The sequence below is a fragment of the Streptomyces sp. Edi4 genome, from assembly GCF_040253615.1.
Taxonomy (GTDB): Bacteria; Actinomycetota; Actinomycetes; order Streptomycetales; family Streptomycetaceae; genus Streptomyces.
Window position 1 is genome coordinate 4967053 of record NZ_JBEJGY010000004.1, and the last position, 24806, is coordinate 4991858.

A 24806-nucleotide genomic window follows, 5' to 3' on the forward strand; every position below is an offset into this window, starting at 1 on the left:
GAGTGCCCCGGGCCCCGGCATCCCAGCAAAGATCACCTGGCGCCGATGAAGCAAGGCGTACAGAACCACTCCACAGGAGGACCCAGTGGCGAAGGCGAAGTTCGAGCGGACTAAGCCGCACGTCAACATCGGCACCATCGGTCACATTGACCACGGTAAGACGACCCTCACGGCCGCCATTACCAAGGTGCTGCACGACGCGTACCCGGACCTGAACGAGGCCTCGGCCTTCGACCAGATCGACAAGGCTCCCGAGGAGCGCCAGCGCGGTATCACGATCTCGATCGCGCACGTCGAGTACCAGACCGAGTCGCGTCACTACGCCCACGTCGACTGCCCCGGTCACGCGGACTACATCAAGAACATGATCACGGGTGCCGCGCAGATGGACGGCGCGATCCTCGTGGTTGCCGCCACCGACGGCCCGATGCCGCAGACCAAGGAGCACGTGCTCCTGGCCCGCCAGGTCGGCGTTCCGTACATCGTCGTCGCCCTGAACAAGGCCGACATGGTGGACGACGAGGAGATCCTGGAGCTCGTCGAGCTCGAGGTTCGTGAGCTCCTCTCCGAGTACGAGTTCCCGGGCGACGACCTGCCGGTCGTCAAGGTCTCGGCGCTCAAGGCGCTCGAGGGCGACGAGGAGTGGGGCAAGTCTGTCCTGAACCTCATGGCCGCCGTCGACGAGGCGATCCCGCAGCCCGAGCGTGACGTCGACAAGCCGTTCCTGATGCCGATCGAGGACGTCTTCACGATCACCGGTCGTGGCACCGTCGTCACCGGTCGTATCGAGCGTGGTGTCCTGAAGGTCAACGAGACCGTCGACATCGTCGGTATCAAGACCGAGAAGACCACCACCACGGTCACCGGCATCGAGATGTTCCGCAAGCTGCTCGACGAGGGCCAGGCCGGTGAGAACGTCGGTCTGCTGCTTCGTGGCATCAAGCGCGAGGACGTCGAGCGCGGCCAGGTCATCATCAAGCCCGGTTCGGTCACCCCGCACACCGAGTTCGAGGCCCAGGCGTACATCCTGTCCAAGGACGAGGGTGGCCGTCACACGCCGTTCTTCAACAACTACCGCCCGCAGTTCTACTTCCGTACGACTGACGTGACCGGTGTCGTTACCCTCCCCGAGGGCACCGAGATGGTCATGCCGGGCGACAACACCTCGATGACGGTCGCGCTGATCCAGCCGGTCGCCATGGAGGAGGGCCTGAAGTTCGCCATCCGTGAGGGTGGCCGGACCGTGGGCGCCGGCCAGGTCGTCAAGATCGTCAAGTAAGTACCTGACGATTGACCTGGTAGCTCGCTGAGCTGTCACAAGAGCCCCGCACCTTTCGAGGTGCGGGGCTCTTGGCGTTGTACGTGCGGGCGGTGCGGGCTGCGCGATGCCAGGCGGGGTCCTACGGGCGCCAGCTCCAGGGCGCGGCGTCGACCCCGAGTCCCAGCGCGAGGGGCCGCCCGTCACGCACGTACAGCGTGGGCGGACCGACCGGGACGGCGCCGAGGGTCCGCTGCGACACCCGCCCCCCGGCGGCCAGTCGGACCCTTCCCCGCTCGTCCGTCCCCAGCACATGGCCGCCGGCCGCGGCGACCGGACCGTACCCGTCGAGCGTGACCGGCGGCGCCGCGCTGCCGTCCAGGTGTACGGCGGTGAGGTGCGGGGACGCGGGGGAGCCGGGGTCCTTGCTGGCCTTCGCCGGATCGGCCGAGGTGCGGTACAGGAGCTGCACGCCGCTGCCCTCGCCCTCGCCGAGCGCGACCGGGGCCACTGGGTCCACGGCGAGTGGCAGCCGGGAGGCGACGGGGGCGAGCGGCTTGTCCGGGGCGTTCTGGGTCCAGTGGTGGACCGTGTCGGCGCCGGCCGCGAAGACGTGCACGCGCCCGCGCCCGTCCACCACGGCGCTCAGTCCCTCCTGCACGTCGCCGCCGCCCAGATCGCGCCAGCGCGACCACGTGCCGTCCGCCTCCCGCACCCGGGTGCTGACGCCCCGGTCCGCGTTGCGCACGAAGAGGTGGACGCGTCCGCCCGGCGCGGTCACGGCGAGCGGCGGCCCGATCCGCCGTCCCCGGGCGTCCCCGCGCTCGGGGTTGCCCAGGCCCTTCCAGGCGCCGAACTTGCCCTCGGGGGCGGCCTGTTCGAGCAGGACGATCTCCCGGGTGTTGGCGCCGGCGCGCCCTTGGAGCGAGGAGAAGCGCAGCGCGAACAGCAGCTGCCGGCCGTCGGGCAGGGTGGCGCCGCCGAGGACGGGCGCCAGCGGAGAGCCGCCCAGGTCCTCGGGCGCGCCCCAGCTGTCGTCGGCGCCCCGCTTCCACCGCACGGCCCGCAGACCGAGTACGCCGTAGGCGTGGGCGCCGTCGGCCGGGACGAGCAGCCGGGCGCCGGGGTGGCGGTAGTGGGTGGAGCGCACCCACCCTTTCCAGTTGGTCAGCGGCCGCTTCCCGCCGACGTTGTAGTCCCCGCATCCGCCGGGGTTGCCGCACTGCCAGTCCTCGGCGCCGCCGTACGGCACGAGGTGCGCGGCCTTCTCGGCGAGGACGCCCGCCGGGAGGTTCTTGGGCCAGTGCCGGTTGTAGTAGGCGCGGTAGGCGGTGGCGAGGAAGGCGTGACCCTGTTCGGCGTGCCGGATGAGCGCGGCCCAGGCGAAGGAGGCGGCGGCGGTGTGGTCGGCGTGGTCGGAGTAGCCGGGCTGCTCGGAGTCGTGCGCGCGAATCGCGGGGGAGCTGTGCTGGATGTCCGGGTCGGGGTCGAGGGTCTGGACGAGGGTGGGGGAGTGGTCGGAGAGGAGCCCGGCCAGCACGTCGATCAGTTCGTCGTACGTGTACGACTTGGCCTCGGTCAGCGGGGAGCCTTCGGCGATGACGACGGGCAGACGCAGACTGTGGTCCTCCCAGAGGCTGGGCAGCCCCATCCTCCCCCCGAGCGGGGTGTGCATCGCGGTGTTGAGGAACACCAACTCCACGCTGCGGCCCTGGTGTTGGAGCCGGTTGACCTCGGCGCGGTGGCCGCCGCGCAGCTCGGCGACGGACTTCTCCCAGGGGGCGTACCGGTCGAGCCCGAGCAGGACCGCGTACGCCTGGCGCAGCCCCTGGTGCCGGGCGGACGAATAGGCGGCCTTGTCGTACACATGCGGCCCGGTGTCGCTCGTGACCCGGTTGTCGCCGTTGGCCTCACCGCCGGTGACGTACACGCTGACCAGCGGAACGCCGGAGTCCAGGGCGTGCTGGGTGTCCGGGTTCATGAAGTACAGGTCGTCGTCGGGGTGGGCGAGGATCTGGAGCAGCAGGGGGTTGCGGGGGGTGGCGGCGAGCGGGGTGACGGCGGCCGATCCGTCCGCCCTCGTCCGCACGGGCACGCCGCACCCCGCGACGGTGACGGCGAGCCCGGCGGCGACGGCACCCCCGAGCACGACCCTTCGCCCCGGTTCTGCGGGCCTTGCTCTCTCGTCCACGTCCGCCCTGTCTCCATCGCTCGCCCGGTCCCCGCGATCCGGCGGGATCGCGCGCCCAGTGAGACGGGGGAGCGGGGGACGGGGTTGCTCGCTAGGGGTAGCGGGGAAGCGATACGGTGGAGATCACCGAGGTGTGCTGACCGGTGGGCTGGTTCGCGGGGTAGTGGCGGGGTGCGGATGCGGCGGGTGGCGGTGTTCGCCGTCCCGCCCGAGGAGCGGAGCCCACGCCTGCGGCGGCGTGGGCCCACCTCCCTGCCAGGCCGGGGCTACTCCTCCCTGAAGACATCTTCAGCCGTCGGGGCCGTGACGGCGCGCCGGAGCCAGCGCCCCAGGACCTCGGGATCACCACACTCGGTGATGCGTTCACGGGCTTCCTCGGGGACGTCGATTCCACGCTCGGCCAGGACCGTCAGGACGTCCTCGGCAGCCCGCCGCGTCTCGCCCTCGGCCCGGCCCTCGACCCGGCCCTCGACCCGGGCTTCGTCACGGATTTCCTCGACGAGGGGCGACTTGTAGAAAGAAAGGTCCACGGCCACTAGTTTCCTCCATAGCGCTGCGGCGGGCAGCTTGCCCAGGCCCTGTGAGATGAATTCGATGACGGGATTCTTGACGGCGTCCGGCGTGTCCACCAGAGCGGTCGTCACTGCTTTGAGTACGGCGCCGATGTCCGGGTTCTTGCCGTGCGTGATCGTGGCCAGAGTGGCCAGGGCGAGATCTTTGCGGACTTCCGAGGGGTCGGTCATCAACGGCATGTTGTGCGGGCCCGCGACCAGTGGGCGCAGGGTGAGCAGAGGCCACTGGGGAGGGCCGAAGCTGACCGGTCGGTCTGCCCATTCGGCGGTGGCACGGTCCTGGCAGACGACCAGCAGCATCGGCTGCACTTGGTACTTCGTGAGCAGATACGAGGCGTAGTACGCCCAGCTCGCGGGCTTGGCCGGGTCCTTCTTGCCCTGGGCCTCGACGGCGAGAAGAAGCGGCTCGTCGTCCGCCATCTCCAGCCGCACCAGCGTGTCGACCCGGCGTTCGAGGGGACTGGTCTCGGTGAGGTCATTGGGCAGGACAGTGATCGAAGTGGGCGGTTTGAAGCCGACGCCGAGTACTTCCGAGACCCGGGAGAAGAGCTCCGGATACTCCTGGAAGACGCGATGCGTCGCCTCGTGGGGCGAGCTGACCATGTGGTTCCTTGCCGGTCGTTGTTCGTGAGTGGGTCGTCAGGAGGATGCGGGCGACGGAGCCCGGCAGCCGCGGCAGCGGCCCGGCGCGGGAGAACGGAAGGCCCGGTCGCAGCCCTCGCAGGTCTGGAGCGGATGCCGTACGTCCAGGGCCGGCGCGGGCGCGCGGACCGGCGGCGGAGGCGGCAGCAGGGCAGTGAGGCGGGTGGTGTGCCGGGTGTTGTCGTGGATGACGCCCGCGACGCGCCGCCGGTGGGGGTGGTTTTTACCCGCGGTACGGGACTGGGAGCGCGGGGGGCGCTAGGGTTCTGCACGTCCATCGGGAAGGTCCTTCTTCCTCGGTGGTCAGGCCCTCGCTTTGGGATGCCAGTCCCGGCGGGGGCCGTCGCATGTCTGGGGTCACCTTCAGCGGTGACGCGCTGAGCGTAGGGCTGTCAACTGGGCCCAAATCCACCGGAGTTGGCGATGCTCACTCGCGTGAGTGAGTTTGCGCGGTAGGTGGACGGATGTGCGGGAGGGAGGGGTGGGGCTTGGTGGGGTTCTCTCTCTCCAGCGGTTCTTTTAAAGAAGAGCGTCGGCCGAACCGGAGCACGGGCCGCCGTGCCCCGGTCCCGGTCCCGCCGGTGAGCGTGCCGGGAGCAGGTCCAGTTCGGCCCAGACGGTTTTTCGGGGTACGGGGCCGAGGCTGACGCCCCAGCGGTCGGCGAACGCGTCCACGAGGACCAGGCCGCGCCCCGATTCGGCGTCCGGGGACGGGGGCCGGCGCCGGGGAAGGGTGTCCCCGCGCGCGTCCGTCACTTCGACGCGGAGCACGTCGGCGGTGGCCAGGAGGGCGAGCTGGAAGTTCCGCCCCGTGAGTCGGCCGTGCGTGGCGGCGTTCGCGGCGAGTTCGGCGACGAGGTGTTCGGCGGTGCGGATGGTGCCGGGTGCCAGGCGCCAGTCCCGCAGCCACGAGACGGCGAGGATGCGGGCGAGGCGGGCGCCGCGTGGCGTGGCGGACAGCAGAACGCTGAAGTGCCGGGCGGGGGCGGTGAGTTGGGTGCGGTTTTCCTGGTTCACGCGACTGAGCGTGGTGCCACGTGCGTACCGTGGCCAGTGACTCAGCAGGTCCGTATGGTCACTGTCCGGAGTTTGTCCGGCGTTGTCCTGGCTGTCGGCACGGGCCGCACGGGTAAGGGGCGTGGCGACCAGGGCGTGCGGCGGAGGGGTGCGAGATGGAGTACGAGGGTGGCGCTGAGGGCCGGCTCAAGGGCGAGGCGGACGAGCCGGGCTGGGAGGTGGATCCGGACGACGACTGGGGCGTGGCGGTCGTCGCGACGGTGGGGCGGCAGCTGAGGCTGCGCCGCGAGGCGAAGGGGATGCGGGCCGCCGAGTTCGGGGTGGCGGTGGGGTACGGCGAGGACATGGTCTACAAGGTCGAGGGCGGCAAACGGATCCCCCAGCCCGAGTACCTGGACAAGGCGGACGAGGTGCTGGGGGCGGGCGGGCTCATCTCGGCGATGAAGGAGGACGTGGCGAAGGTTCGGTACCCGAAGAAGGTGCGGGAGCTGAAGAAGCTGGAGGCCCAGGCGATCGAGATCGGCGTCTACGAGTGCAACATCATCGCGGGGCTGTTGCAGACGCCGGAGCACGCCCGGGCCGTGATCGGAGCAGCGCAGCCGCCGTATTCCCCGGACGATGTGGAGCGGATGGTGGCCGCACGCCTGTCCCGGCAGGCGGTCTTCGAGCGGGATCCGGCTCCCTCGATCCACTTTGTGCTGGAAGAGGCCCCACTGCGCCGACAGGTTGGGGGCACAATGGTGTGGGCACCGCAGCTCCAACGGCTGCTGGAGGTAGGGAAGTTGCGCAACGTCACGCTTCAGGTCATGCCGACGAACACCGAGGCGCATCCAGGCTTGGACGGCAGGATCGAGCTGCTGAAGTTCCGGGACGGGACGGCGGTGGGACGCTCTGACGGGGCGTTTAACGGGCGGCCGATCGCCGATCCGAAGCAGCTTCGCATCCTTGAGCTGCGGTATGGCACCCTCCGGGCGCAGGCTCTCCCACCGAGGGAGTCCCTTGCCTTTATTGAGAAACTGCTGGGAGAGACATGATCCGCAAGGTTTCCACCGGGGACACCTCCGGTCTGACGTGGTTCAAGAGCAGCTATAGCGGCGGCACCGATGGCGAGTCCTGTGTCGAGGTGGCTACAGCCCCCGGCGCGGTCCGCGTGCGCGACTCCAAGGCCCTCGGCGGCCCCCAGCTCGTGCTGACGCCGGACGCGTGGGCGGGCTTCGTGGCGTACGCCTCGGCGTAGAAGTCCGGAAGACGGCGCCCGGCCGCCACGGTATCGAGCACCTGCTGGGAGGCATGGGAGAGACATGATCCGCGAGGTCTCTGCCGGAGACCCTTCCGAGCTGACGTGGTTCAAGAGCAGCTACAGCAGCAGCGGCGTCGGCAACGATTGCACCGAAGTCGCCGCCGCCCCCGGGCACCGTCCACGTCCGGGATTCCAAGCGCGCAACGGGGCCGCGACTCGCGCTGACGCCCGGGGCCTGGACGGACTTCGTGGCGTACGCGTCGGGTCGCTGACCTCCCAACTACTGGCGCCCCGCGCCCGGTTGAAGCCGGGTGCGGGGTGTTGGCGTATGGGTCCGGAAGAGGGCGTCCGGTCGGGGCCAACGGTCGGACGGTCTGCGGTTCGGGCGGCGCCGCATCCTTGGGCCCCGTTGCGGGCATCATCCGGGTGCGAGCCCTTACGTCGCGTGCCCGCTGCCCTTGTCGAGCGACTGCTGGGGGAATCATGATCCGCAACACCAGGGCCGAGGGTGCCTCCGGCCCGGCGTGGTTCAAGAGCAGCTACAGCGACAGCAGCAACAGCAATGAATGCCTCGAGGTCGCGATCGCCCCCGGCGTCGTCCGCGTCCGGGACTCCAAGAACGCGGACGGTCCCCAGCTTGGGGTCGCCCGGGAGGCGTGGGCGGGCTTCGTGGCGTACGCGGCGGGTGGCTGACGCAAGATCTCACGCCCGCATCGGTGCACCGCCTTCCAGCTCCTGGAGAAAGCGTGATCCGCAACACCTCGGCCGGGTATGCCTCCGGCCTGACGTGGTTCAAGAGCAGCTACAGCAGCAGCGGTGACGGCAATGACTGCGTCGAGGTCGCCGTCGCCCCTGGCGTCGTCCGCGTCCGGGACTCGAAGGCCACTGATCGCCCCCACCTCGCGCTGGCGCCGGACGCCTGGGTGGACTTCGTGGCGTACGCCTCGGCGAGCTGACCGGGGGCGGCGGGGGTGCGTCGCGCGCTGGCGCCGGGTGTCCCGGTGGGGCCGCGTGGCTGACGTACGCGTCGACGTAACGCCCGGAAGATCTCGGCCCCGCCGAGGACCCAGCGTGCCGAATGCGTGAGCGCATGTGACGTGGGGTACGCTTCCCGGCTGCGATTGGCCAGGTGCTGTCCTGGTATGGCAGACTGTCGGGGTTGCTCGGTTGAGTGCCGATGCTGCGCGTCTCCCGCCGGGAGGACCGGAAGCGAGTCCCACAGTACTCGTCGCCCCACGCTTCTCTGGATCAGAGGGGCAGGGGCGGACGTACGGGAATCTTCCGGGAAGTGTCAGCGGGGCTCCGGCCAGGCGTCCGGTGGGTGTTCTGCCCCCGCTTGCGAGGTCCTGTGGCCCGCATCCCCTTGGTTGGGAAATTCCGTATGGGATTTCTGCGTAGAGGGAGTGCGACACGCCCGACCGCGTGGGTCGGAGACGGAAAGACAACAGAACCCCCGGGTTCCAGAGCGTTACGAGACAAAGGACTACTAGGTAGCCATGGCGGGACAGAAGATCCGCATCCGGCTCAAGGCCTACGACCACGAGGTCATCGACTCCTCGGCGAAGAAGATCGTCGAGACGGTGACGCGCACTGGTGCGTCGGTCGCGGGCCCGGTGCCGCTGCCCACTGAGAAGAACGTGTACTGCGTCATCAAGTCGCCGCACAAGTACAAGGACTCTCGCGAGCACTTCGAGATGCGCACCCACAAGCGCCTCATCGACATTCTCGACCCCACGCCGAAGACGGTTGACTCGCTGATGCGCCTCGACCTCCCGGCCGGTGTCGACATCGAGATCAAGCTCTGAAGGGACGGGCCGAGATGAGCAAGAACATCAAGGGCGTCCTGGGCGAGAAGCTCGGCATGACCCAGGTCTGGGACGAGAACAACCGGGTTGTCCCGGTCACCGTCATCAAGGCCGGGCCGTGTGTCGTGACGCAGGTCCGCACGAACGACGTCGACGGCTACGAGTCGGTCCAGATCGCCTTCGGCGAGATCGACCCGCGCAAGGTGAACAAGCCCCTCAAGGGTCACTTCGCCAAGGCCGACGTGACCCCGCGCCGCCACCTGGTGGAGCTCCGCACCCCTGACGCCAGCGAGTACACGCTGGGCCAGGAGATCACTGCCGAGGTGTTCGAGTCCGGCGTCAAGGTCGACGTCACGGGCAAGAGCAAGGGCAAGGGCTTCGCCGGTGTCATGAAGCGTCACAACTTCAAGGGCCTCGGCGCCGGTCACGGCGTCCAGCGCAAGCACCGCTCGCCCGGTTCCATCGGTGGCTGCGCCACCCCTGGCCGCGTGTTCAAGGGCGTCCGCATGGCGGGCCGCATGGGCAACGAGCGTGTCACCACCCAGAACCTGACCATCCACGCGGTTGACGCGGAGAAGGGTCTGCTCCTCATCAAGGGCGCGGTCCCCGGTCCGAACGGCGGCCTCGTCCTGGTCCGTACCGCGGCCAAGGGGGCTTGAGGTAATGAGCACCATTGACATCCTTTCGCCGGCAGGCGACAAGGCCGGTACCGTCGAGCTCCCCGCGGAGATCTTCGACGCGAAGACCAGCGTTCCGCTGATCCACCAGGTCGTCGTCGCACAGCTGGCAGCTGCCCGTCAGGGCACGCACAAGACCAAGACCCGCGGCGAAGTCCGTGGTGGTGGCCGCAAGCCGTACCGCCAGAAGGGCACCGGCCGCGCGCGCCAGGGTTCGACCCGTGCGCCGCAGTTCGCCGGCGGTGGCGTCGTCCACGGCCCTCAGCCGCGTGACTACTCGCAGCGCACCCCGAAGAAGATGAAGGCCGCCGCCCTGCGCGGTGCCCTCTCCGACCGGGCGCGCCACTCCCGCATCCACGTCGTCACCGGCGTGGTCGAGGGCACGGCTTCCACCAAGGCCGCCAAGACGCTGTTCGGCAAGATCTCGGAGCGCGCCAACCTGCTCCTGGTCGTCGAGCGCGCCGACGAGGCCGCGTGGCTGTCCGCCCGCAACCTGCCCCAGGTCCACATCCTGGAGCCGGGCCAGCTGAACACGTACGACGTGATCGTCTCCGACGACGTGGTCTTCACCCAGGCCGCTTTCGAGTCCTTCGTGTCTGGCCCCAAGGCCGATGACAACGAGGGGAGCGAGGCCTGATGGCCGAGATCACCAGCAAGACCTTCACGGACCCGCGCGACATTCTTGTCAAGCCGGTTGTGTCCGAGAAGAGCTACGCGCTGCTCGACGAGAACAAGTACACGTTCATCGTGAAGCCGGGTTCCAACAAGACCCAGATCAAGCAGGCCGTGGAAGCGGTCTTCTCGGTCAAGGTCACCGGGGTCAACACGATCAACCGCCAGGGCAAGCGCAAGCGCACGAAGACCGGTTTCGGCAAGCGCGCCGACACCAAGCGCGCCATCGTGACCCTTGCTGAGGGCGACCGTATCGACATCTTCGGCCAGGCCTCCTAACGGAGCGCCCTGGTCCGAATATCGGACGAGGACTGAGAAATGGGTATCCGCAAGTACAAGCCGACGACTCCGGGCCGTCGTGGCTCCAGCGTCGCCGACTTCGTCGAGATCACGCGGTCCACGCCGGAGAAGTCGCTGGTCCGCCCCCTGCACAGCAAGGGCGGCCGTAACAACACCGGTCGTGTGACCGTCCGACACCAGGGCGGTGGCCACAAGCGCGCCTACCGCGTGATCGACTTCCGTCGTCACGACAAGGACGGCGTGCCGGCCAAGGTCGCTCACATCGAGTACGACCCGAACCGCACCGCGCGCATCGCGCTCCTGCACTACGCGGACGGCGAGAAGCGCTACATCATCGCGCCCCGTGGCCTGAGCCAGGGTGACCGCATTGAGAACGGCCCCGGGGCCGACATCAAGCCGGGCAACAACCTGGCGCTGCGCAACATCCCGGTCGGTACGACCATCCACGCCATCGAGCTGCGTCCCGGTGGCGGTGCGAAGTTCGCCCGCTCCGCGGGTGCTTCGGTGCAGCTGCTGGCGAAGGAGGGCACGATGGCCCACCTTCGTATGCCGTCCGGCGAAATTCGCCTGGTCGACGCCCGCTGCCGCGCCACCATCGGCGAGGTCGGCAACGCCGAGCAGTCGAACATCAACTGGGGCAAGGCCGGCCGCATGCGCTGGAAGGGCGTCCGCCCGACCGTCCGCGGTGTCGCGATGAACCCGGTTGACCACCCGCACGGTGGTGGTGAGGGCAAGACCAGTGGTGGTCGCCACCCGGTCTCCCCGTGGGGTCAGAAGGAGGGTCGTACTCGCTCGCCGAAGAAGGCATCGAGCAAGTACATCGTCCGCCGCCGCAAGACGAACAAGAAGCGCTAGGAGCGGGTTTAGATGCCGCGCAGTCTCAAGAAGGGACCCTTCGTCGACGGACACCTCATCAAGAAGGTGGACGCTCAGAACGAAGCTGGTACCAAGAACGTCATCAAGACCTGGTCCCGTCGCTCGATGATCATCCCGGCCATGCTCGGCCACACGATCGCGGTGCACAACGGCAAGACCCACGTCCCGGTGTTTGTCTCCGAGTCGATGGTCGGCCACAAGCTCGGTGAGTTCTCGCCGACTCGCACCTTCCGCGGCCACGTCAAGGACGACCGGAAGTCGAAGCGCCGCTAACGCGGGGTGGAATGACCATGACAGACACTGGAAGGACAACCATGGAAGCCAGGGCCCAGGCGCGGTACATCCGCGTTACGCCCATGAAGGCCCGCCGAGTGGTGGACCTTATCCGTGGCATGGATGCCACGGAGGCTCAGGCGGTCCTGCGTTTCGCCCCGCAGGCCGCGAGCGTGCCGGTAGGCAAGGTGCTTGACAGCGCCATTGCCAACGCCGCGCACAACTACGACCACACGGACGCCTCTTCGCTGTTCATCAGCGAGGCGTTTGTGGACGAGGGCCCGACCCTGAAGCGGTTCCGTCCGCGTGCTCAGGGCCGTGCCTACCGGATCCGTAAGCGGACCAGCCACATCACCGTGGTCGTCAGCAGCAAGGAAGGAACCCGGTAATGGGCCAGAAGGTTAACCCGCATGGGTTCCGGCTCGGTATCACCACGGACTTCAAGTCCCGCTGGTACGCCGACAAGCTGTACAAGGACTACGTCAAGGAAGACGTCGCCATCCGTCGGATGATGACGTCCGGCATGGAGCGCGCCGGCATCTCGAAGGTTGAGATCGAGCGCACCCGTGACCGCGTGCGGGTGGACATCCACACCGCGCGTCCCGGCATCGTCATCGGCCGCCGTGGCGCCGAGGCCGACCGCATCCGCGGCGACCTCGAGAAGCTCACGGGCAAGCAGGTCCAGCTGAACATCCTCGAGGTCAAGAACCCCGAGATGGACGCTCAGCTGGTCGCGCAGGCCGTTGCCGAGCAGCTCTCCTCCCGCGTCTCCTTCCGTCGTGCCATGCGCAAGAGCATGCAGGGCACCATGAAGGCCGGCGCCAAGGGCATCAAGATCCAGTGCGGCGGCCGTCTCGGCGGCGCCGAGATGTCCCGCTCGGAGTTCTACCGCGAAGGCCGTGTGCCGCTGCACACCCTGCGCGCGAACATCGACTACGGCTTCTTCGAGGCCAAGACGACCTTCGGCCGCATCGGCGTGAAGGTCTGGATCTACAAGGGCGACGTCAAGAACATCGCCGAGGTTCGCGCCGAGAACGCAGCGGCCCGTGCGGGTAACCGCCCGGCCCGTGGTGGCGCCAACGACCGTCCGGCCGGTGGCCGCGGTGGTCGTGGCGGCGAGCGTGGCGGTCGCGGCCGCAAGCCGCAGCAGGCTGCGCCGGCTGCCGAGGCCCCCAAGGCCGAGGCTCCCGCCGCCGCCGCTCCGGCTGAGAGCACCGGAACGGAGGCCTGACCGAAATGCTGATCCCCCGTAGGGTCAAGCACCGCAAGCAGCACCACCCCAAGCGCCGCGGTATGGCCAAGGGTGGTACGACGGTTGCGTTCGGCGAGTACGGCATTCAGGCCCTCACGCCGGCGTACGTGACCAACCGCCAGATCGAGGCGGCTCGTATCGCGATGACCCGCCACATCAAGCGTGGCGGCAAGGTCTGGATCAACATCTACCCGGACCGCCCCCTGACGAAGAAGCCTGCCGAGACCCGCATGGGTTCCGGTAAGGGTTCTCCGGAGTGGTGGGTCGCGAACGTTCACCCGGGCCGGGTGATGTTCGAGCTGTCCTACCCGAACGAGAAGATTGCTCGTGAGGCGCTCACCCGAGCCGCTCACAAGCTCCCGATGAAGTGCCGCATCGTCCGGCGCGAGGCAGGTGAGGCGTGATGTCGGCCGGAACCAAGGCGTCCGAACTGCGCGAGCTGGGTGACGAGGAGCTTCTCGGCAAGCTCCGCGAAGCCAAGGAAGAGCTGTTCAACCTCCGCTTCCAGGCGGCGACGGGCCAGCTCGAGAACCACGGGCGGCTCAAGTCCGTCCGCAAGGACATCGCCCGGATCTACACCCTGATGCGCGAGCGCGAGCTGGGCATCGAGACGGTGGAGAGCGCCTGATGAGCGAGAAGAATGTGACTGAGACGACTGAAGCGCGCGGTTTCCGCAAGACCCGTGAGGGTCTGGTCGTCAGCGACAAGATGGACAAGACCGTCGTCGTCGCTGTCGAGGACCGTGTGAAGCACGCGCTGTACGGCAAGGTCATCCGCCGTACGAACAAGCTCAAGGCGCACGACGAGCAGAACGCTGCCGGCGTCGGCGACCGCGTCCTCATCATGGAGACGCGTCCGCTGTCGGCGAGCAAGCGCTGGCGCATCGTCGAGATCCTCGAGAAGGCCAAGTAAAGAATTCTCTGCGGGGTTTCCCTCAGAGTGGTTCCGCCAGGCTCGGTGGGGGCCGCACCTCGTAAGAGGTCCGTGGCCCCCACCGGGAACCGGCAGACGATCAGGAGATAGACGTGATCCAGCAGGAGTCGCGACTGCGCGTCGCCGACAACACTGGTGCAAAGGAAATCCTTTGCATCCGTGTGCTCGGTGGCTCCGGTCGCCGCTACGCGGGTATCGGTGACGTCATCGTCGCCACCGTCAAGGACGCGATCCCCGGTGGCAACGTGAAGAAGGGCGACGTCGTCAAGGCTGTCGTCGTGCGCACCGTCAAGGAGCGTCGTCGTCAGGACGGCTCGTACATCCGCTTCGACGAGAACGCGGCCGTCATCCTCAAGAACGATGGCGACCCCCGCGGCACCCGCATCTTCGGCCCGGTGGGCCGGGAGCTGCGCGAGAAGAAGTTCATGAAGATCATCTCGCTCGCGCCGGAGGTGCTGTAAGCATGAAGATCAAGAAGGGCGACCTGGTTCAGGTCATCACCGGTAAGGACAAGGGCAAGCAGGGCAAGGTCATCGCGGCCTTCCCCCGCGAGGACCGCGTCCTGGTCGAGGGTGTCAACCGGGTCAAGAAGCACACCAAGGCCGGCCAGACCGCTCGCGGTTCGCAGACCGGTGGCATTGTGACGACCGAGGCCCCGATCCACGTGAGCAACGTTCAGCTCGTCGTGGAGAAGGACGGCAACAAGGTCGTCACCCGCGTCGGTTTCCGCTTCGACGACGAGGGCAACAAGATCCGCGTTGCCAAGCGGACGGGTGAGGACATCTGATGGCTACCACCACCACTCCGCGTCTCAAGACGAAGTACCGCGAGGAAATCGCGGGCAAGCTGCGTGAGGAGTTCTCGTACGAGAACGTCATGCAGGTTCCCGGCCTCGTCAAGATCGTGGTCAACATGGGTGTCGGCGACGCCGCCCGCGACTCCAAGCTGATGGACGGCGCGGTTCGCGACCTCACCACGATCACCGGACAGAAGCCGGCCGTCACCAAGGCCCGCAAGTCCATCGCGCAGTTCAAGCTGCGCGAGGGTCAGCCGATCGGCTGCCACGTCACCCTCCGCGGTGACCGCATGTGGGAGTTCCTGGACCGTACGCTGTCGCTCGCGCTGCCGCGTATCCGTGACTTCCGCGGTCTGTCGCCGAAGCAGTTCGACGGCCGTGGCAACTACACCTTCGGTCTCACGGAGCAGGTCATGTTCCACGAGATCGACCAGGACAAGATCGACCGTACCCGGGGTATGGACATCACCGTGGTCACCACGGCGACCAACGACGACGAGGGCCGTGCCCTCCTTCGTCACCTCGGCTTCCCCTTCAAGGAGGCGTAAGCGAGATGGCGAAGAAGGCTCTCATCGCGAAGGCTGCCCGCAAGCCCAAGTTCGGTGTGCGTGGCTACACCCGCTGCCAGCGCTGCGGTCGTCCCCACTCCGTGTACCGCAAGTTCGGCCTGTGCCGCGTCTGCCTCCGTGAGATGGCTCACCGTGGCGAGCTGCCGGGCGTGACCAAGAGCTCCTGGTAATTCCCCCCAGTCCCTTGGGACTTGGGAATTACCCGACGCTCTCGGTAAGTATCTGGTCGGCGGAGGCCCGACTCCCCATGCCGTAGGCTTGTGGGGTTGGGCGTCCGCCGCCCATAACGACTTACTACGCCGTAGGTCCCCGCACCGCACCCGTCCCGCCACTGAGTGGGGAGAGGGATGGCGCATACAGGAAACCGCGGCGAGAGAGGCCGAAGGCCGATTCATGACCATGACTGACCCGATCGCAGACATGCTCACTCGTCTGCGCAACGCTAACTCGGCGTACCACGACTCCGTCGTGATGCCGCACAGCAAGATCAAGTCGCACATCGCGGAGATCCTCCAGCAGGAGGGCTTCATCACCGGCTGGAAGGTCGAGGACGCCGAGGTCGGCAAGAACCTCGTCCTCGAGCTGAAGTTCGGGCCGAACCGTGAGCGCTCCATCGCGGGCATCAAGCGGATCTCGAAGCCCGGTCTGCGTGTGTACGCGAAGTCCACCAACCTGCCGAAGGTGCTCGGCGGCCTGGGCGTGGCGATCATCTCCACGTCCCACGGTCTGCTCACCGGCCAGCAGGCAGGCAAGAAGGGCGTAGGTGGGGAAGTCCTCGCCTACGTCTGGTAGTAGGGAACGGAGGAAAAGCAATGTCGCGAATCGGCAAGCTCCCCATCCAGGTTCCCGCCGGTGTGGACGTCACCATCGATGGCCGTACGGTTCACGTGAAGGGCCCCAAGGGTTCCCTCACGCACGCCGTTGCGGCTCCCATCGAGATCGTGAAGGGTGAGGACGGCGTTCTGAACGTCACCCGCCCCAACGACGAGCGTCAGAACAAGGCCCTGCACGGCCTGTCCCGCACGCTGGTGGCCAACATGATCACCGGTGTGACCCAGGGATACATCAAGGCGCTCGAGATCAGCGGTGTCGGTTACCGCGTCCAGGCGAAGGGCTCCAACCTGGAGTTCGCGCTCGGATACAGCCACCCGATCACCGTCGAGGCCCCCGAAGGCATCACCTTCAAGGTCGAGTCGCCCACGAAGTTCTCGGTCGAGGGCATCGACAAGCAGAAGGTCGGCGAGGTCGCCGCCAACATCCGCAAGCTGCGCAAGCCCGACCCGTACAAGGCCAAGGGTGTCAAGTACGCCGGCGAAGTCATCCGCCGCAAGGTCGGAAAGGCTGGTAAGTAAGCCATGGCATACGGTGTGAAGATCGCCAAGGGCGACGCTTACAAGCGTGCCGCCAAGGCACGTCGCCACGTCCGCATCCGCAAGCACGTGTCGGGTACGGCGGAGCGTCCGCGCCTCGTCGTGACGCGTTCCAACCGCGGTATCACCGCTCAGGTCATCGACGACCTCAAGGGTCACACCCTGGCGTCGGCGTCGAACCTGGACGCTTCGATCCGCGGTGGCGAGGGCGACAAGTCCGCGCAGGCCAAGCAGGTCGGTGCCCTGGTCGCTGAGCGCGCCAAGGCCGCCGGCGTCGAGGCCGTCGTGTTCGACCGTGGTGGCAACAGGTACGCCGGGCGCATTGCCGCTCTGGCTGACGCCGCCCGCGAAGCCGGGCTGAAGTTCTAAGCCCCGGTTCCGGGACTAACGGACGTAACAGAGAGAGGTAAATCCAATGGCTGGACCCCAGCGCCGCGGAAGCGGTGCCGGTGGCGGCGAGCGGCGGGACCGGAAGGGTCGCGACGGTGGCGCTGCCGCCGAGAAGACCGCTTACGTTGAGCGCGTTGTCGCGATCAACCGCGTTGCCAAGGTTGTCAAGGGTGGTCGCCGCTTCAGCTTCACCGCGCTGGTCGTGGTGGGCGACGGTGACGGCACCGTAGGTGTCGGTTACGGCAAGGCCAAGGAAGTTCCCGCGGCCATCGCCAAGGGTGTCGAGGAAGCCAAGAAGAACTTCTTCAAGGTTCCGCGCATCCAGGGCACCATCCCGCACCCGATCCAGGGCGAGAAGGCGGCCGGCGTTGTCCTGCTGAAGCCTGCTTCCCCCGGTACCGGTGTTATCGCCGGTGGCCCGGTGCGCGCGGTGCTCGAGTGCGCCGGCGTTCACGACATCCTGTCGAAGTCGCTCGGCTCCGACAATGCGATCAACATCGTGCACGCGACCGTGGCGGCCCTCAAGGGCCTGCAGCGTCCCGAGGAGATCGCGGCCCGCCGCGGTCTGCCCCTCGAGGCCGTCGCCCCCGCGGCTCTGCTTCGTGCGCGTGCGGGAGCGGGTGTCTGATGGCCCGCCTCAAGATCACGCAGACGAAGTCGTACATCGGCAGCAAGCAGAACCACCGCGACACCCTGCGTTCGCTCGGGCTCAAGCGCCTGAACGACGTGGTTGTCAAGGAGGACCGCCCCGAGTTCCGCGGCATGGTGCAGACCGTCCGCCACCTCGTGACGGTTGAGGAGGTTGACTGACATGGGTGAGAACAGCCCGCTGAAGGCCCACAACCTCCGTCCTGCCCCGGGCGCCAAGACCGCCAAGACCCGTGTGGGTCGTGGTGAGGCGTCCAAGGGTAAGACCGCTGGTCGTGGTACCAAGGGTACGAAGGCCCGTTACCAGGTTCCGCAGCGCTTCGAGGGTGGCCAGATGCCCCTCCACATGCGCCTGCCGAAGCTGAAGGGTTTCCGTAACCCGTTCCGCACCGAGTTCCAGGTCGTGAACCTGGACAAGCTCGGCGCTCTCTACCCCGAGGGTGGAGAGGTCACGGTGGCCGACCTGGTCGCCAAGGGCGCGGTGCGCAAGAACAGCCTCGTCAAGGTCCTGGGCCAGGGCGAGATCTCCGTGGCGCTTCAGGTTTCGGTTGACGCCGTCTCCGGCTCCGCCAAGGAGAAGATCACCGCCGCCGGCGGTACCGTCACCGAGCTTGTCTGAGACAGCTTGATGGCTTGAACATCCGACCGGGGATGCCTCTCAAATGGGGCATCCCCGGTTGGTCGTTCCTAGGGGGGCACGGTCGCCGGTATGGTGGCGTGCACTGTCTAAGTTCCGTGCTGTGTGCCTGGACGGCTCCGGCACGGTTTTTTGGCAGATCAAGACCTCGTCAAGACCTTCACTCCTTCATTCGTCGAACCTCAAGACCGTCACCCTGACGCACGTGCGCGGGGGTCGCAGGAGGCACCGTGCTCACCGCGTTCGCCCAGGCGTTCAAGACGCCTGACCTGCGCAAGAAGCTGCTCTTCACACTCGGCATCATCGTGATCTACCGGCTCGGTACGCATGTACCCATGCCCGGCGTGAACTACAAGAACGTGCAGACCTGTGTGGACCAGGCACAGCAGAACAGCGGTCTGTTCGGCCTGGTGAACATGTTCAGCGGCGGTGCGCTGCTACAGATCACGATCTTCGCGCTCGGCATCATGCCGTACATCACGGCGAGCATCATTCTGCAGCTGCTGACCGTGGTGATCCCACGCCTGGAAGCCCTCAAGAAGGAGGGCCAGGCGGGTACGGCCAAGATCACGCAGTACACGCGTTATCTGACCGTGGCGCTGGCGATCCTCCAGGGCACCGGTCTCGTGGCCACGGCCCGCAACGGCGCGCTCTTCAGCGGCTGCCAGGTCGCCACCGAGATCATCCCGAACCGTTCGATCTTCACCACGATCACGATGGTCATCACGATGACCGCCGGTACCGCCTGCGTCATGTGGCTCGGTGAGATCATCACCGACCGCGGCATCGGCAACGGCATGTCCATCCTGATGTTCATCTCGATCGCCTCCAGCTTCCCGAGCTCCCTGTGGGCCATCAAGAAGCAGGGCCACCTGGCCGGCGGCTGGATCGAGTTCGGCACCGTGCTGCTGGTCGGCCTGGTCATGGTCGGGCTCGTGGTCTTCGTCGAACAGGCGCAGCGCCGGGTCCCGGTGCAGTACGCCAAGCGCATGATCGGGCGCAGGTCGTACGGAGGCACCTCGACGTACATCCCGCTGAAGGTCAATCAGGCCGGTGTGATCCCGGTCATCTTCGCCTCGTCGCTGCTCTACATCCCGGCGCTGATCGTCCAGTTCTCGAACTCGACGGCCGGCTGGGCGACGTGGGTCAAGGACAACTTGACCAAGGGCGACCACCCTTACTACATCGTCAGCTACTTCCTGCTGATCGTGTTCTTCGCGTTCTTCTACGTGGCGATCTCGTTCAACCCCGAGGAAGTCGCCGACAACATGAAGAAGTATGGTGGCTTCATCCCGGGCATCCGGGCTGGCCGACCGACCGCTGAGTACTTGAGCTACGTACTCAACCGGATCACCTGGCCGGGGTCGCTGTATCTGGGGCTGATCGCGCTCGTACCGACAATGGCGTTGATCATCTTCGGCGGCGTCCAGAGCTTCCCGCTGGGCGGGACGAGCATCCTCATCATCGTGGGTGTGGGTCTGGAAACCGTTAAGCAGATCGAGAGCCAGCTTCAGCAGCGCAATTACGAAGGGTTCCTCCGCTGATGCGAATCGTCCTCGTCGGACCGCCCGGTGCCGGCAAGGGAACGCAGGCCGCGTTCCTTGCCCAGAACCTGGCGATCCCGCACATCTCCACGGGCGACCTCTTCCGTGCCAACATCAGCCAGGGCACGGAGCTCGGCAAGCAGGCCAAGGCGTACATGGACGCCGGCAACCTGGTGCCCGACGAGGTCACCATCGGGATGGCCAAGGACCGCATGGAAGCACCGGACGCCGTGAACGGCTTCCTGCTCGACGGCTTCCCGCGCAATGTGGTGCAGGCCGAAGCGCTGGACGAGGTGCTGAAGGCGGACGGCATGAAGCTGGACGCGGTGCTCGACCTGGAAGTCCCGGAGGACGAGGTCGTCAAGCGGATCGCCGGCCGGCGGATCTGCCGCAACGACAGCGCGCACGTCTTCCACGTCGCGTACAACGCGCCGCAGCGGGACGGTGTCTGCGACAAGTGCGGCGGGGAGCTGTACCAGCGCGGGGACGACACCGAGGACACGGTGCGCAAGCGGCTCGAGGTCTACCACAGCGAGACCGAGCCGATCATCGACTACTACCGGGCGCAGGGGCTGGTCATCACGATCACCGCGCTTGGCAAGGTGGATGAGGTTACGAAGAAGGCGATGGACGCGTTGCGCCGCGAGGCGGCGTAGTCGCGGTAGCCGGCGTCGGCGACGGCCGCGGTGCCCCTGGCGGGGTGCCGCGGCCGTCGCACGTCCTGGCCCCGGTGACGGGTGCCTGTCCTCAAGCGCCGGACCGGCTGAGAAGGCCGGTCCTGGCCGGCGCCGAGTAGTTAGGGGCGCGGGGAACTGCGCGACCAGCCACCCACGGTCCGCAGCCGGGGTCCCTGGGGCTCCGCCCCAGACCCCGTTCGCGCCTGAAGGGCGCTCGTCCTCAATCGCCGGACGGGCTGGGTATGCACATGTGGGCCAGCGCGCACCCTGCCGGGGCGGACGGGCTGTGAGGATGTGCATGCGGGCCAGCACCAGCCCTGTCAGGGGCGCGGGGAACTGCGCGCCCAGCCAGCCACGGCTCGCAGCCGGGGTCCCTGGGGCTCCGCCCCAGACCCCGGTTCGCGCCTGAAGGGCGCTCGTCCTCAAACGCCGGACGGGCTGAGGGCGCTCATGCAGGCCCGCACAGGATGCTCAGCCACGCACGGGCTCCGGGCCGGGGCCGGGGGGCGAAGCCTTATCGTGGAGGGTGACCCGTACCTGACCAGAAAGGCGTGAGCCGCACATGGTGGAGATCAAGACCCCCGAGCAGATCGCGAAGATGCGCGAGGCGGGGCTGGTCGTCGCCGCGATCCACGCCGCCACTCGCGAGGCCGCGGTACCGGGCGCCACGACGAAGGACCTGGACGAGGTCGCCCGCAAGGTGATCGCCGAGCACGGCGCGAAGTCCAACTTCCTGGGATACGGCGGCTTCCCCGCCACCATCTGCACCTCGGTCAACGAGGTCGTCGTCCACGGCATCCCGGACGACAAGACCGTCCTGAAGGACGGCGACATCATCTCCATCGACGCCGGCGCGATCATCGACGGCTGGCACGGCGACGCCGCGTACACCGCGTTCGTGGGCTCCGGGCACGCGCCCGAGCTGGTCGAGCTCTCCCGGGTCACCGAGGAGTCGATGTGGGCCGGCATCGCCGCGGTGAAGAAGGGCAACAAGCTCATCGACGTCTCGCGCGCGATCGAGTCCTACATCCGCCGCCAGCCCCGCCCCTCGACCGGCAAGTACGGCATCGTCGAGGACTACGGGGGCCACGGCATCGGGTCCGAGATGCACATGGACCCGCACCTCCTGAACTACGTCGACAAGCGCCGCATGCTGGGCCGCCACAACCCCAAGCTGATCCCCGGCTTCTGCCTGGCCATCGAGCCGATGGTCTCGCTCGGCACCCCCCGCACCGAGGTCCTCGAGGACGACTGGACCGTCATCACGACGGACGGGTCCTGGTCCTCGCACTGGGAGCACTCGGTGGCCCTGACCGAGAACGGTCCGCTGGTTCTGACGATGCCGGACGGTGGCAGGGCGAAGCTGGCCGAGTTCGGGATCACGACCGCGCCGGACCCGCTGGGCTGAGGTGGACCGTCGCCGGTCGGAGGCCGGCGCAGCCGCGCGAAGCTTGTGAGGCGCCCTGGCGCCGAGCCCGCGAGGGGGGCGTGGGGGATGGGTCGGCTGGACCGTCATCACGACGGACGGGTCCTGGTCCTCGCACTGGGAGCACTCGGTGGCTCTGACCGAGAACGGTCCGCTGGTTCTGACGATGCCGGACGGTGGCAGGGCGAAGCTGGCCGAGTTCGGGATCACGACCGCGCCGGACCCGCTGGGCTGACCGGCGCGCGACTTGCTGGCTCGGACACGTACGTCCGGCCGCTTAAGGATCTACCATGGCGGGCAAACTCCCCGGATTCGTCTTTTCGAGTGGCCTGTCGTAGACTGATGCGTCGGCTCTCGTGTACCCGTGTGTCCACGCACGGCTGCGGGAGTCGATCAAGGTAGCCGATTCGAAAGGCGAAGCGTGGCCAAGAAGCAAGGTGCCATCGAAATCGAGGGCACCGTGATCGAGTCCCTCCCGAACGCCATGTTCAAGGTGGAACTCCAGAACGGTCACAAAGTCCTCGCGCACATCAGCGGCAAGATGCGGATGCACTACATCCGCATCCTCCCGGATGACCGGGTCGTGGTGGAGCTCTCTCCCTATGACCTGACGCGTGGCCGGATCGTCTACCGGTACAAGTAGATCTTGCCCACGTCGCCCTCAGCGGCGGCGGTGGCACTGACCCGGAGAACCTGACATCCCATGAAGGTCAAGCCGAGCGTCAAGAAGATCTGCGACAAGTGCAAGGTGATCCGCCGTCACGGCCGGGTCATGGTCATCTGCGACAACCTGCGCCACAAGCAGCGCCAGGGCTGACGCACGCCGACCGACCTGCACTGCGCAGTTCTTCAAGCGACGCGAGCAAAACGTACATACGCAGCATCCACCTGGCCGGCACCCCCGGCTGGTGACACCTCCGGCGGGGGCCGGGGACCCGAAACGTACCTAGTACGGCGGTCGGGAACGGTGCTGTGGAAGACCCCCGAAATCAACTGGAGCCAGTAAATGGCACGCGTTTCCGGTGTCGACATCCCGCGCGAAAAGCGCGTGGAGATCGCACTCACCTACGTCTTCGGTATCGGGCGTACCCGGTCCAAGGAGATCCTCGCCTCGACCGGCGTGAACCCGAACACCCGCGTTCGTGACCTGGCCGAAGAGGACCTGGTCAAGATCCGCGAGTACGTGGACGCCAACCTCCGCACCGAGGGTGACCTGCGCCGTGAGGTCGCCGCCGACATCCGCCGCAAGGTCGAGATCGGCTGCTACCAGGGTCTGCGCCACCGTCGTGGTCTGCCGGTCCACGGCCAGCGCACCAGCACGAACGCTCGTACCCGCAAGGGCCCGCGTCGCGCCATCGCCGGTAAGAAGAAGCCGGGCAAGAAGTAGTCCACAGCGGACGCTTTTCAGCGGTCTTCGCTGTAGGACCGATCACCTCCCCTCCATCTGGAGTAAGACATGCCCCCCAAGGGTCGTCAGGGCGCTGCCAAGAAGGTGCGCCGCAAGGAAAAGAAGAACGTCGCTCACGGCCACGCGCACATCAAGAGCACGTTCAACAACACCATCGTCTCGATCACGGACCCCTCGGGCAACGTGATCTCCTGGGCGTCCGCCGGCCACGTCGGCTTCAAGGGCTCCCGCAAGTCGACTCCGTTCGCCGCGCAGATGGCCGCCGAGTCGGCCGCCCGCCGCGCGCAGGAGCACGGCATGCGCAAGGTTGACGTCTTCGTCAAGGGCCCGGGCTCCGGTCGCGAGACCGCGATCCGCTCCCTCCAGGCCACTGGCCTCGAGGTCGGCTCGATCCAGGACGTCACCCCGACGCCGCACAACGGCTGCCGTCCCCCCAAGCGCCGCCGCGTCTGACGCACGTCGCTTGACCTGAGGTTCTGGGCGGTACGGCTCTTTCGAGGCGTGCCGCCCGTACCCTTGCAGTACGCAGTACCCCGCAGTACCCAGCAGGGCATCAAATAGTGGGTGCCCATGACTGAAGGATCTCCCCATGCTTATCGCTCAGCGCCCTTCGCTGACCGAAGAGGTCGTTGACGAGTACCGCTCGCGGTTCGTCATCGAGCCCCTGGAGCCCGGCTTCGGCTACACGCTCGGCAACTCCCTGCGTCGTACGCTCCTCTCCTCGATCCCCGGTGCCGCTGTCACCAGCATCCGGATCGACGGTGTCCTGCACGAGTTCACCACCGTGCCGGGCGTCAAGGAGGACGTCACCGACCTCATCCTGAACATCAAGCAGCTGGTCGTCTCCTCGGAGCACGACGAGCCGGTCGTGATGTACCTGCGCAAGCAGGGTCCCGGCCTGGTCACCGCTGCTGACATCGCCCCGCCGGCCGGCGTCGAGGTGCACAACCCCGACCTGGTGCTCGCCACGCTCAACGGCAAGGGCAAGCTGGAGATGGAGCTGACCGTCGAGCGCGGTCGCGGCTACGTCTCCGCCGTGCAGAACAAGCAGCTGGGCCAGGAGATCGGCCGCATCCCGGTCGACTCCATCTACTCCCCGGTGCTCAAGGTCACGTACAAGGTCGAGGCGACCCGTGTCGAGCAGCGCACCGACTTCGACAAGCTGATCGTCGACGTCGAGACCAAGCAGGCCATGCGTCCCCGTGACGCCATGGCGTCGGCCGGCAAGACCCTGGTCGAGCTGTTCGGTCTGGCGCGCGAGCTCAACATCGACGCCGAGGGCATCGACATGGGCCCGTCCCCGACGGACGCCGCGCTCGCCGCCGATCTCGCCCTGCCGATCGAGGAGCTTGAGCTCACCGTTCGGTCGTACAACTGCCTCAAGCGTGAGGGCATCCACTCCGTGGGTGAGCTCGTGGCGCGCTCCGAGGCCGACCTGCTCGACATCCGCAACTTCGGTGCGAAGTCGATCGACGAGGTCAAGGCGAAGCTGGCCGGTATGGGCCTCGCGCTGAAGGACTCGCCGCCCGGATTCGACCCGACCGCCGCGGCTGACGCCTTCGGCGCCGATGACGACGCGGACGCCGGGTTCGTGGAGACCGAGCAGTACTGACGGTCTTCGACCGCGGGCCGG

General features: G+C 67.4%; 37 protein-coding genes and 2 pseudogenes. 36 read left to right on the top strand and 3 right to left on the bottom strand.

Annotated elements, in window-relative coordinates; genetic code table 11:
- Positions 1–85 precede the first annotated feature (85 nt).
- Entirely contained in the window at positions 86–1279 is a 1194-nt protein-coding gene (tuf, locus tag ABR738_RS24590) for an elongation factor Tu (RefSeq protein WP_350232137.1), read from the top strand.
- Between the two features lie 121 nt (positions 1280–1400).
- Here the strand turns inward: tuf and ABR738_RS24595 are convergent, their stop codons facing one another.
- The 3 genes from ABR738_RS24595 to ABR738_RS24610 all read right to left on the bottom strand — a co-directional run bounded on the left by ABR738_RS24595 (position 1401) and on the right by ABR738_RS24610 (position 5680).
- On the bottom strand, positions 1401–3449 hold the full coding sequence (locus ABR738_RS24595) for a PIG-L family deacetylase (RefSeq protein ID WP_350232138.1): 2049 nt from the start codon (positions 3447–3449) through the stop codon (positions 1401–1403).
- A gap of 266 nt (positions 3450–3715) precedes the next feature.
- The gene (locus ABR738_RS24600) at positions 3716–4624 is read right to left on the bottom strand and encodes an RpnC/YadD family protein (protein WP_350232139.1); all 909 of its coding nucleotides are present in this window, start codon (positions 4622–4624) and stop codon (positions 3716–3718) included.
- A gap of 558 nt (positions 4625–5182) precedes the next feature.
- On the bottom strand, positions 5183–5680 hold the full coding sequence (locus ABR738_RS24610; protein WP_350232140.1) for an ATP-binding protein: 498 nt from the start codon (positions 5678–5680) through the stop codon (positions 5183–5185).
- 155 nt (positions 5681–5835) lie between these two features.
- Between ABR738_RS24610 and ABR738_RS24615 the strand changes: the two genes are divergently transcribed.
- From ABR738_RS24615 to ABR738_RS24785, 35 genes and pseudogenes are all read left to right on the top strand, one after another.
- A complete protein-coding gene (locus ABR738_RS24615; RefSeq protein WP_350232141.1) occupies positions 5836–6714 on the top strand; it encodes a helix-turn-helix domain-containing protein in 879 nt (292 codons plus the stop codon).
- Complete coding sequence (locus tag ABR738_RS24620; protein WP_350232142.1) at positions 6711–6917, top strand: DUF397 domain-containing protein; 207 nt, start codon at positions 6711–6713, stop codon at positions 6915–6917. Before ABR738_RS24615 ends, ABR738_RS24620 begins: the two co-directional genes overlap by 4 nt.
- A 64-nt stretch (positions 6918–6981) precedes the next feature.
- A pseudogene (locus ABR738_RS24625) lies at positions 6982–7192 on the top strand (DUF397 domain-containing protein).
- Positions 7193–7403: 211 nt separating this feature from the next.
- Positions 7404–7613, top strand: coding sequence for a DUF397 domain-containing protein (locus tag ABR738_RS24630; protein WP_350232143.1), 210 nt, complete (start codon positions 7404–7406; stop codon positions 7611–7613).
- 53 nt (positions 7614–7666) lie between these two features.
- Positions 7667–7876 (top strand): DUF397 domain-containing protein, encoded by a 210-nt coding sequence (locus tag ABR738_RS24635; RefSeq protein ID WP_350232144.1) that lies wholly within the window; start codon positions 7667–7669, stop codon positions 7874–7876.
- A gap of 540 nt (positions 7877–8416) precedes the next feature.
- A complete protein-coding gene (rpsJ, locus tag ABR738_RS24640; RefSeq protein ID WP_003948644.1) occupies positions 8417–8725 on the top strand; it encodes a 30S ribosomal protein S10 in 309 nt (102 codons plus the stop codon).
- A 14-nt stretch (positions 8726–8739) separates the two neighbouring features.
- A complete protein-coding gene (gene rplC, locus ABR738_RS24645; protein ID WP_120721902.1) occupies positions 8740–9384 on the top strand; it encodes a 50S ribosomal protein L3 in 645 nt (214 codons plus the stop codon).
- A gap of 4 nt (positions 9385–9388) precedes the next feature.
- Entirely contained in the window at positions 9389–10039 is a 651-nt protein-coding gene (gene rplD, locus ABR738_RS24650; RefSeq protein WP_100578119.1) for a 50S ribosomal protein L4, read from the top strand.
- Positions 10039–10353, top strand: coding sequence for a 50S ribosomal protein L23 (gene rplW, locus ABR738_RS24655; RefSeq protein WP_053727606.1), 315 nt, complete (start codon positions 10039–10041; stop codon positions 10351–10353). The genes rplD and rplW overlap by 1 nt, the downstream gene beginning before the upstream one ends.
- 39 nt (positions 10354–10392) lie before the next feature.
- On the top strand, positions 10393–11229 hold the full coding sequence (rplB, locus tag ABR738_RS24660) for a 50S ribosomal protein L2 (protein WP_350232145.1): 837 nt from the start codon (positions 10393–10395) through the stop codon (positions 11227–11229).
- Positions 11230–11241: 12 nt separating this feature from the next.
- Complete coding sequence (rpsS, locus tag ABR738_RS24665; protein WP_053727608.1) at positions 11242–11523, top strand: 30S ribosomal protein S19; 282 nt, start codon at positions 11242–11244, stop codon at positions 11521–11523.
- Positions 11524–11564: 41 nt separating this feature from the next.
- The gene (gene rplV / locus ABR738_RS24670; RefSeq protein WP_030359020.1) at positions 11565–11912 is read left to right on the top strand and encodes a 50S ribosomal protein L22; all 348 of its coding nucleotides are present in this window, start codon (positions 11565–11567) and stop codon (positions 11910–11912) included.
- Positions 11912–12754 carry a 30S ribosomal protein S3 gene (gene rpsC, locus ABR738_RS24675; protein WP_053727609.1) on the top strand — a complete coding sequence of 281 codons (843 nt, stop codon included), beginning with the start codon at positions 11912–11914 and terminating at the stop codon, positions 12752–12754. Before rplV ends, rpsC begins: the two co-directional genes overlap by 1 nt.
- 5 nt (positions 12755–12759) lie before the next feature.
- Positions 12760–13179: a 50S ribosomal protein L16 gene (gene rplP / locus ABR738_RS24680; protein WP_053727610.1), complete on the top strand. Its 420-nt coding sequence runs from the start codon at positions 12760–12762 to the stop codon at positions 13177–13179.
- Positions 13179–13403 carry a 50S ribosomal protein L29 gene (rpmC, locus tag ABR738_RS24685; RefSeq protein WP_100578218.1) on the top strand — a complete coding sequence of 75 codons (225 nt, stop codon included), beginning with the start codon at positions 13179–13181 and terminating at the stop codon, positions 13401–13403. Before rplP ends, rpmC begins: the two co-directional genes overlap by 1 nt.
- Entirely contained in the window at positions 13403–13687 is a 285-nt protein-coding gene (gene rpsQ / locus ABR738_RS24690) for a 30S ribosomal protein S17 (RefSeq protein WP_100578124.1), read from the top strand. The genes rpmC and rpsQ overlap by 1 nt, the downstream gene beginning before the upstream one ends.
- Before the next feature lie 113 nt (positions 13688–13800).
- The gene (gene rplN, locus ABR738_RS24695; RefSeq protein WP_053727611.1) at positions 13801–14169 is read left to right on the top strand and encodes a 50S ribosomal protein L14; all 369 of its coding nucleotides are present in this window, start codon (positions 13801–13803) and stop codon (positions 14167–14169) included.
- Positions 14170–14171: 2 nt separating this feature from the next.
- A complete protein-coding gene (gene rplX / locus ABR738_RS24700; RefSeq protein ID WP_053727612.1) occupies positions 14172–14495 on the top strand; it encodes a 50S ribosomal protein L24 in 324 nt (107 codons plus the stop codon).
- Positions 14495–15052, top strand: coding sequence for a 50S ribosomal protein L5 (rplE, locus tag ABR738_RS24705; protein WP_053727613.1), 558 nt, complete (start codon positions 14495–14497; stop codon positions 15050–15052). The genes rplX and rplE overlap by 1 nt, the downstream gene beginning before the upstream one ends.
- A gap of 5 nt (positions 15053–15057) precedes the next feature.
- Positions 15058–15243 (top strand): type Z 30S ribosomal protein S14, encoded by a 186-nt coding sequence (locus tag ABR738_RS24710; protein ID WP_003948630.1) that lies wholly within the window; start codon positions 15058–15060, stop codon positions 15241–15243.
- Positions 15244–15466: 223 nt separating this feature from the next.
- Entirely contained in the window at positions 15467–15865 is a 399-nt protein-coding gene (rpsH, locus tag ABR738_RS24715) for a 30S ribosomal protein S8 (protein WP_003966947.1), read from the top strand.
- 20 nt (positions 15866–15885) lie between these two features.
- The gene (gene rplF / locus ABR738_RS24720) at positions 15886–16425 is read left to right on the top strand and encodes a 50S ribosomal protein L6 (protein ID WP_350232146.1); all 540 of its coding nucleotides are present in this window, start codon (positions 15886–15888) and stop codon (positions 16423–16425) included.
- A gap of 3 nt (positions 16426–16428) precedes the next feature.
- Entirely contained in the window at positions 16429–16812 is a 384-nt protein-coding gene (gene rplR / locus ABR738_RS24725) for a 50S ribosomal protein L18 (RefSeq protein ID WP_114037183.1), read from the top strand.
- Positions 16813–16858: 46 nt separating this feature from the next.
- On the top strand, positions 16859–17461 hold the full coding sequence (rpsE, locus tag ABR738_RS24730) for a 30S ribosomal protein S5 (protein ID WP_350232147.1): 603 nt from the start codon (positions 16859–16861) through the stop codon (positions 17459–17461).
- Positions 17461–17643, top strand: a complete 183-nt coding sequence (rpmD, locus tag ABR738_RS24735) for a 50S ribosomal protein L30 (protein ID WP_053682614.1) — start codon at positions 17461–17463, stop codon at positions 17641–17643. The genes rpsE and rpmD overlap by 1 nt, the downstream gene beginning before the upstream one ends.
- 1 nt (position 17644) lies before the next feature.
- Positions 17645–18100 carry a 50S ribosomal protein L15 gene (rplO, locus tag ABR738_RS24740; protein ID WP_350232148.1) on the top strand — a complete coding sequence of 152 codons (456 nt, stop codon included), beginning with the start codon at positions 17645–17647 and terminating at the stop codon, positions 18098–18100.
- Between the two features lie 248 nt (positions 18101–18348).
- The gene (gene secY / locus ABR738_RS24745; RefSeq protein WP_350232149.1) at positions 18349–19662 is read left to right on the top strand and encodes a preprotein translocase subunit SecY; all 1314 of its coding nucleotides are present in this window, start codon (positions 18349–18351) and stop codon (positions 19660–19662) included.
- Entirely contained in the window at positions 19662–20318 is a 657-nt protein-coding gene (locus ABR738_RS24750) for an adenylate kinase (protein ID WP_350232150.1), read from the top strand. The genes secY and ABR738_RS24750 overlap by 1 nt, the downstream gene beginning before the upstream one ends.
- A gap of 583 nt (positions 20319–20901) precedes the next feature.
- The gene (gene map / locus ABR738_RS24755; RefSeq protein WP_350232151.1) at positions 20902–21747 is read left to right on the top strand and encodes a type I methionyl aminopeptidase; all 846 of its coding nucleotides are present in this window, start codon (positions 20902–20904) and stop codon (positions 21745–21747) included.
- 97 nt (positions 21748–21844) lie between these two features.
- A pseudogene (locus ABR738_RS24760) lies at positions 21845–22000 on the top strand (type I methionyl aminopeptidase); the annotation flags it as partial.
- 186 nt (positions 22001–22186) lie between these two features.
- Positions 22187–22408 carry a translation initiation factor IF-1 gene (gene infA, locus ABR738_RS24765; RefSeq protein WP_003956442.1) on the top strand — a complete coding sequence of 74 codons (222 nt, stop codon included), beginning with the start codon at positions 22187–22189 and terminating at the stop codon, positions 22406–22408.
- 60 nt (positions 22409–22468) lie between these two features.
- Positions 22469–22582 (top strand): 50S ribosomal protein L36, encoded by a 114-nt coding sequence (rpmJ, locus tag ABR738_RS24770; RefSeq protein ID WP_003956441.1) that lies wholly within the window; start codon positions 22469–22471, stop codon positions 22580–22582.
- 189 nt (positions 22583–22771) lie between these two features.
- The gene (rpsM, locus tag ABR738_RS24775) at positions 22772–23152 is read left to right on the top strand and encodes a 30S ribosomal protein S13 (RefSeq protein ID WP_053727621.1); all 381 of its coding nucleotides are present in this window, start codon (positions 22772–22774) and stop codon (positions 23150–23152) included.
- 69 nt (positions 23153–23221) lie between these two features.
- The gene (gene rpsK, locus ABR738_RS24780) at positions 23222–23626 is read left to right on the top strand and encodes a 30S ribosomal protein S11 (protein ID WP_003956432.1); all 405 of its coding nucleotides are present in this window, start codon (positions 23222–23224) and stop codon (positions 23624–23626) included.
- Between the two features lie 136 nt (positions 23627–23762).
- Entirely contained in the window at positions 23763–24785 is a 1023-nt protein-coding gene (locus ABR738_RS24785; protein WP_010473911.1) for a DNA-directed RNA polymerase subunit alpha, read from the top strand.
- The last annotated feature ends 21 nt before the right edge of the window (positions 24786–24806 follow it).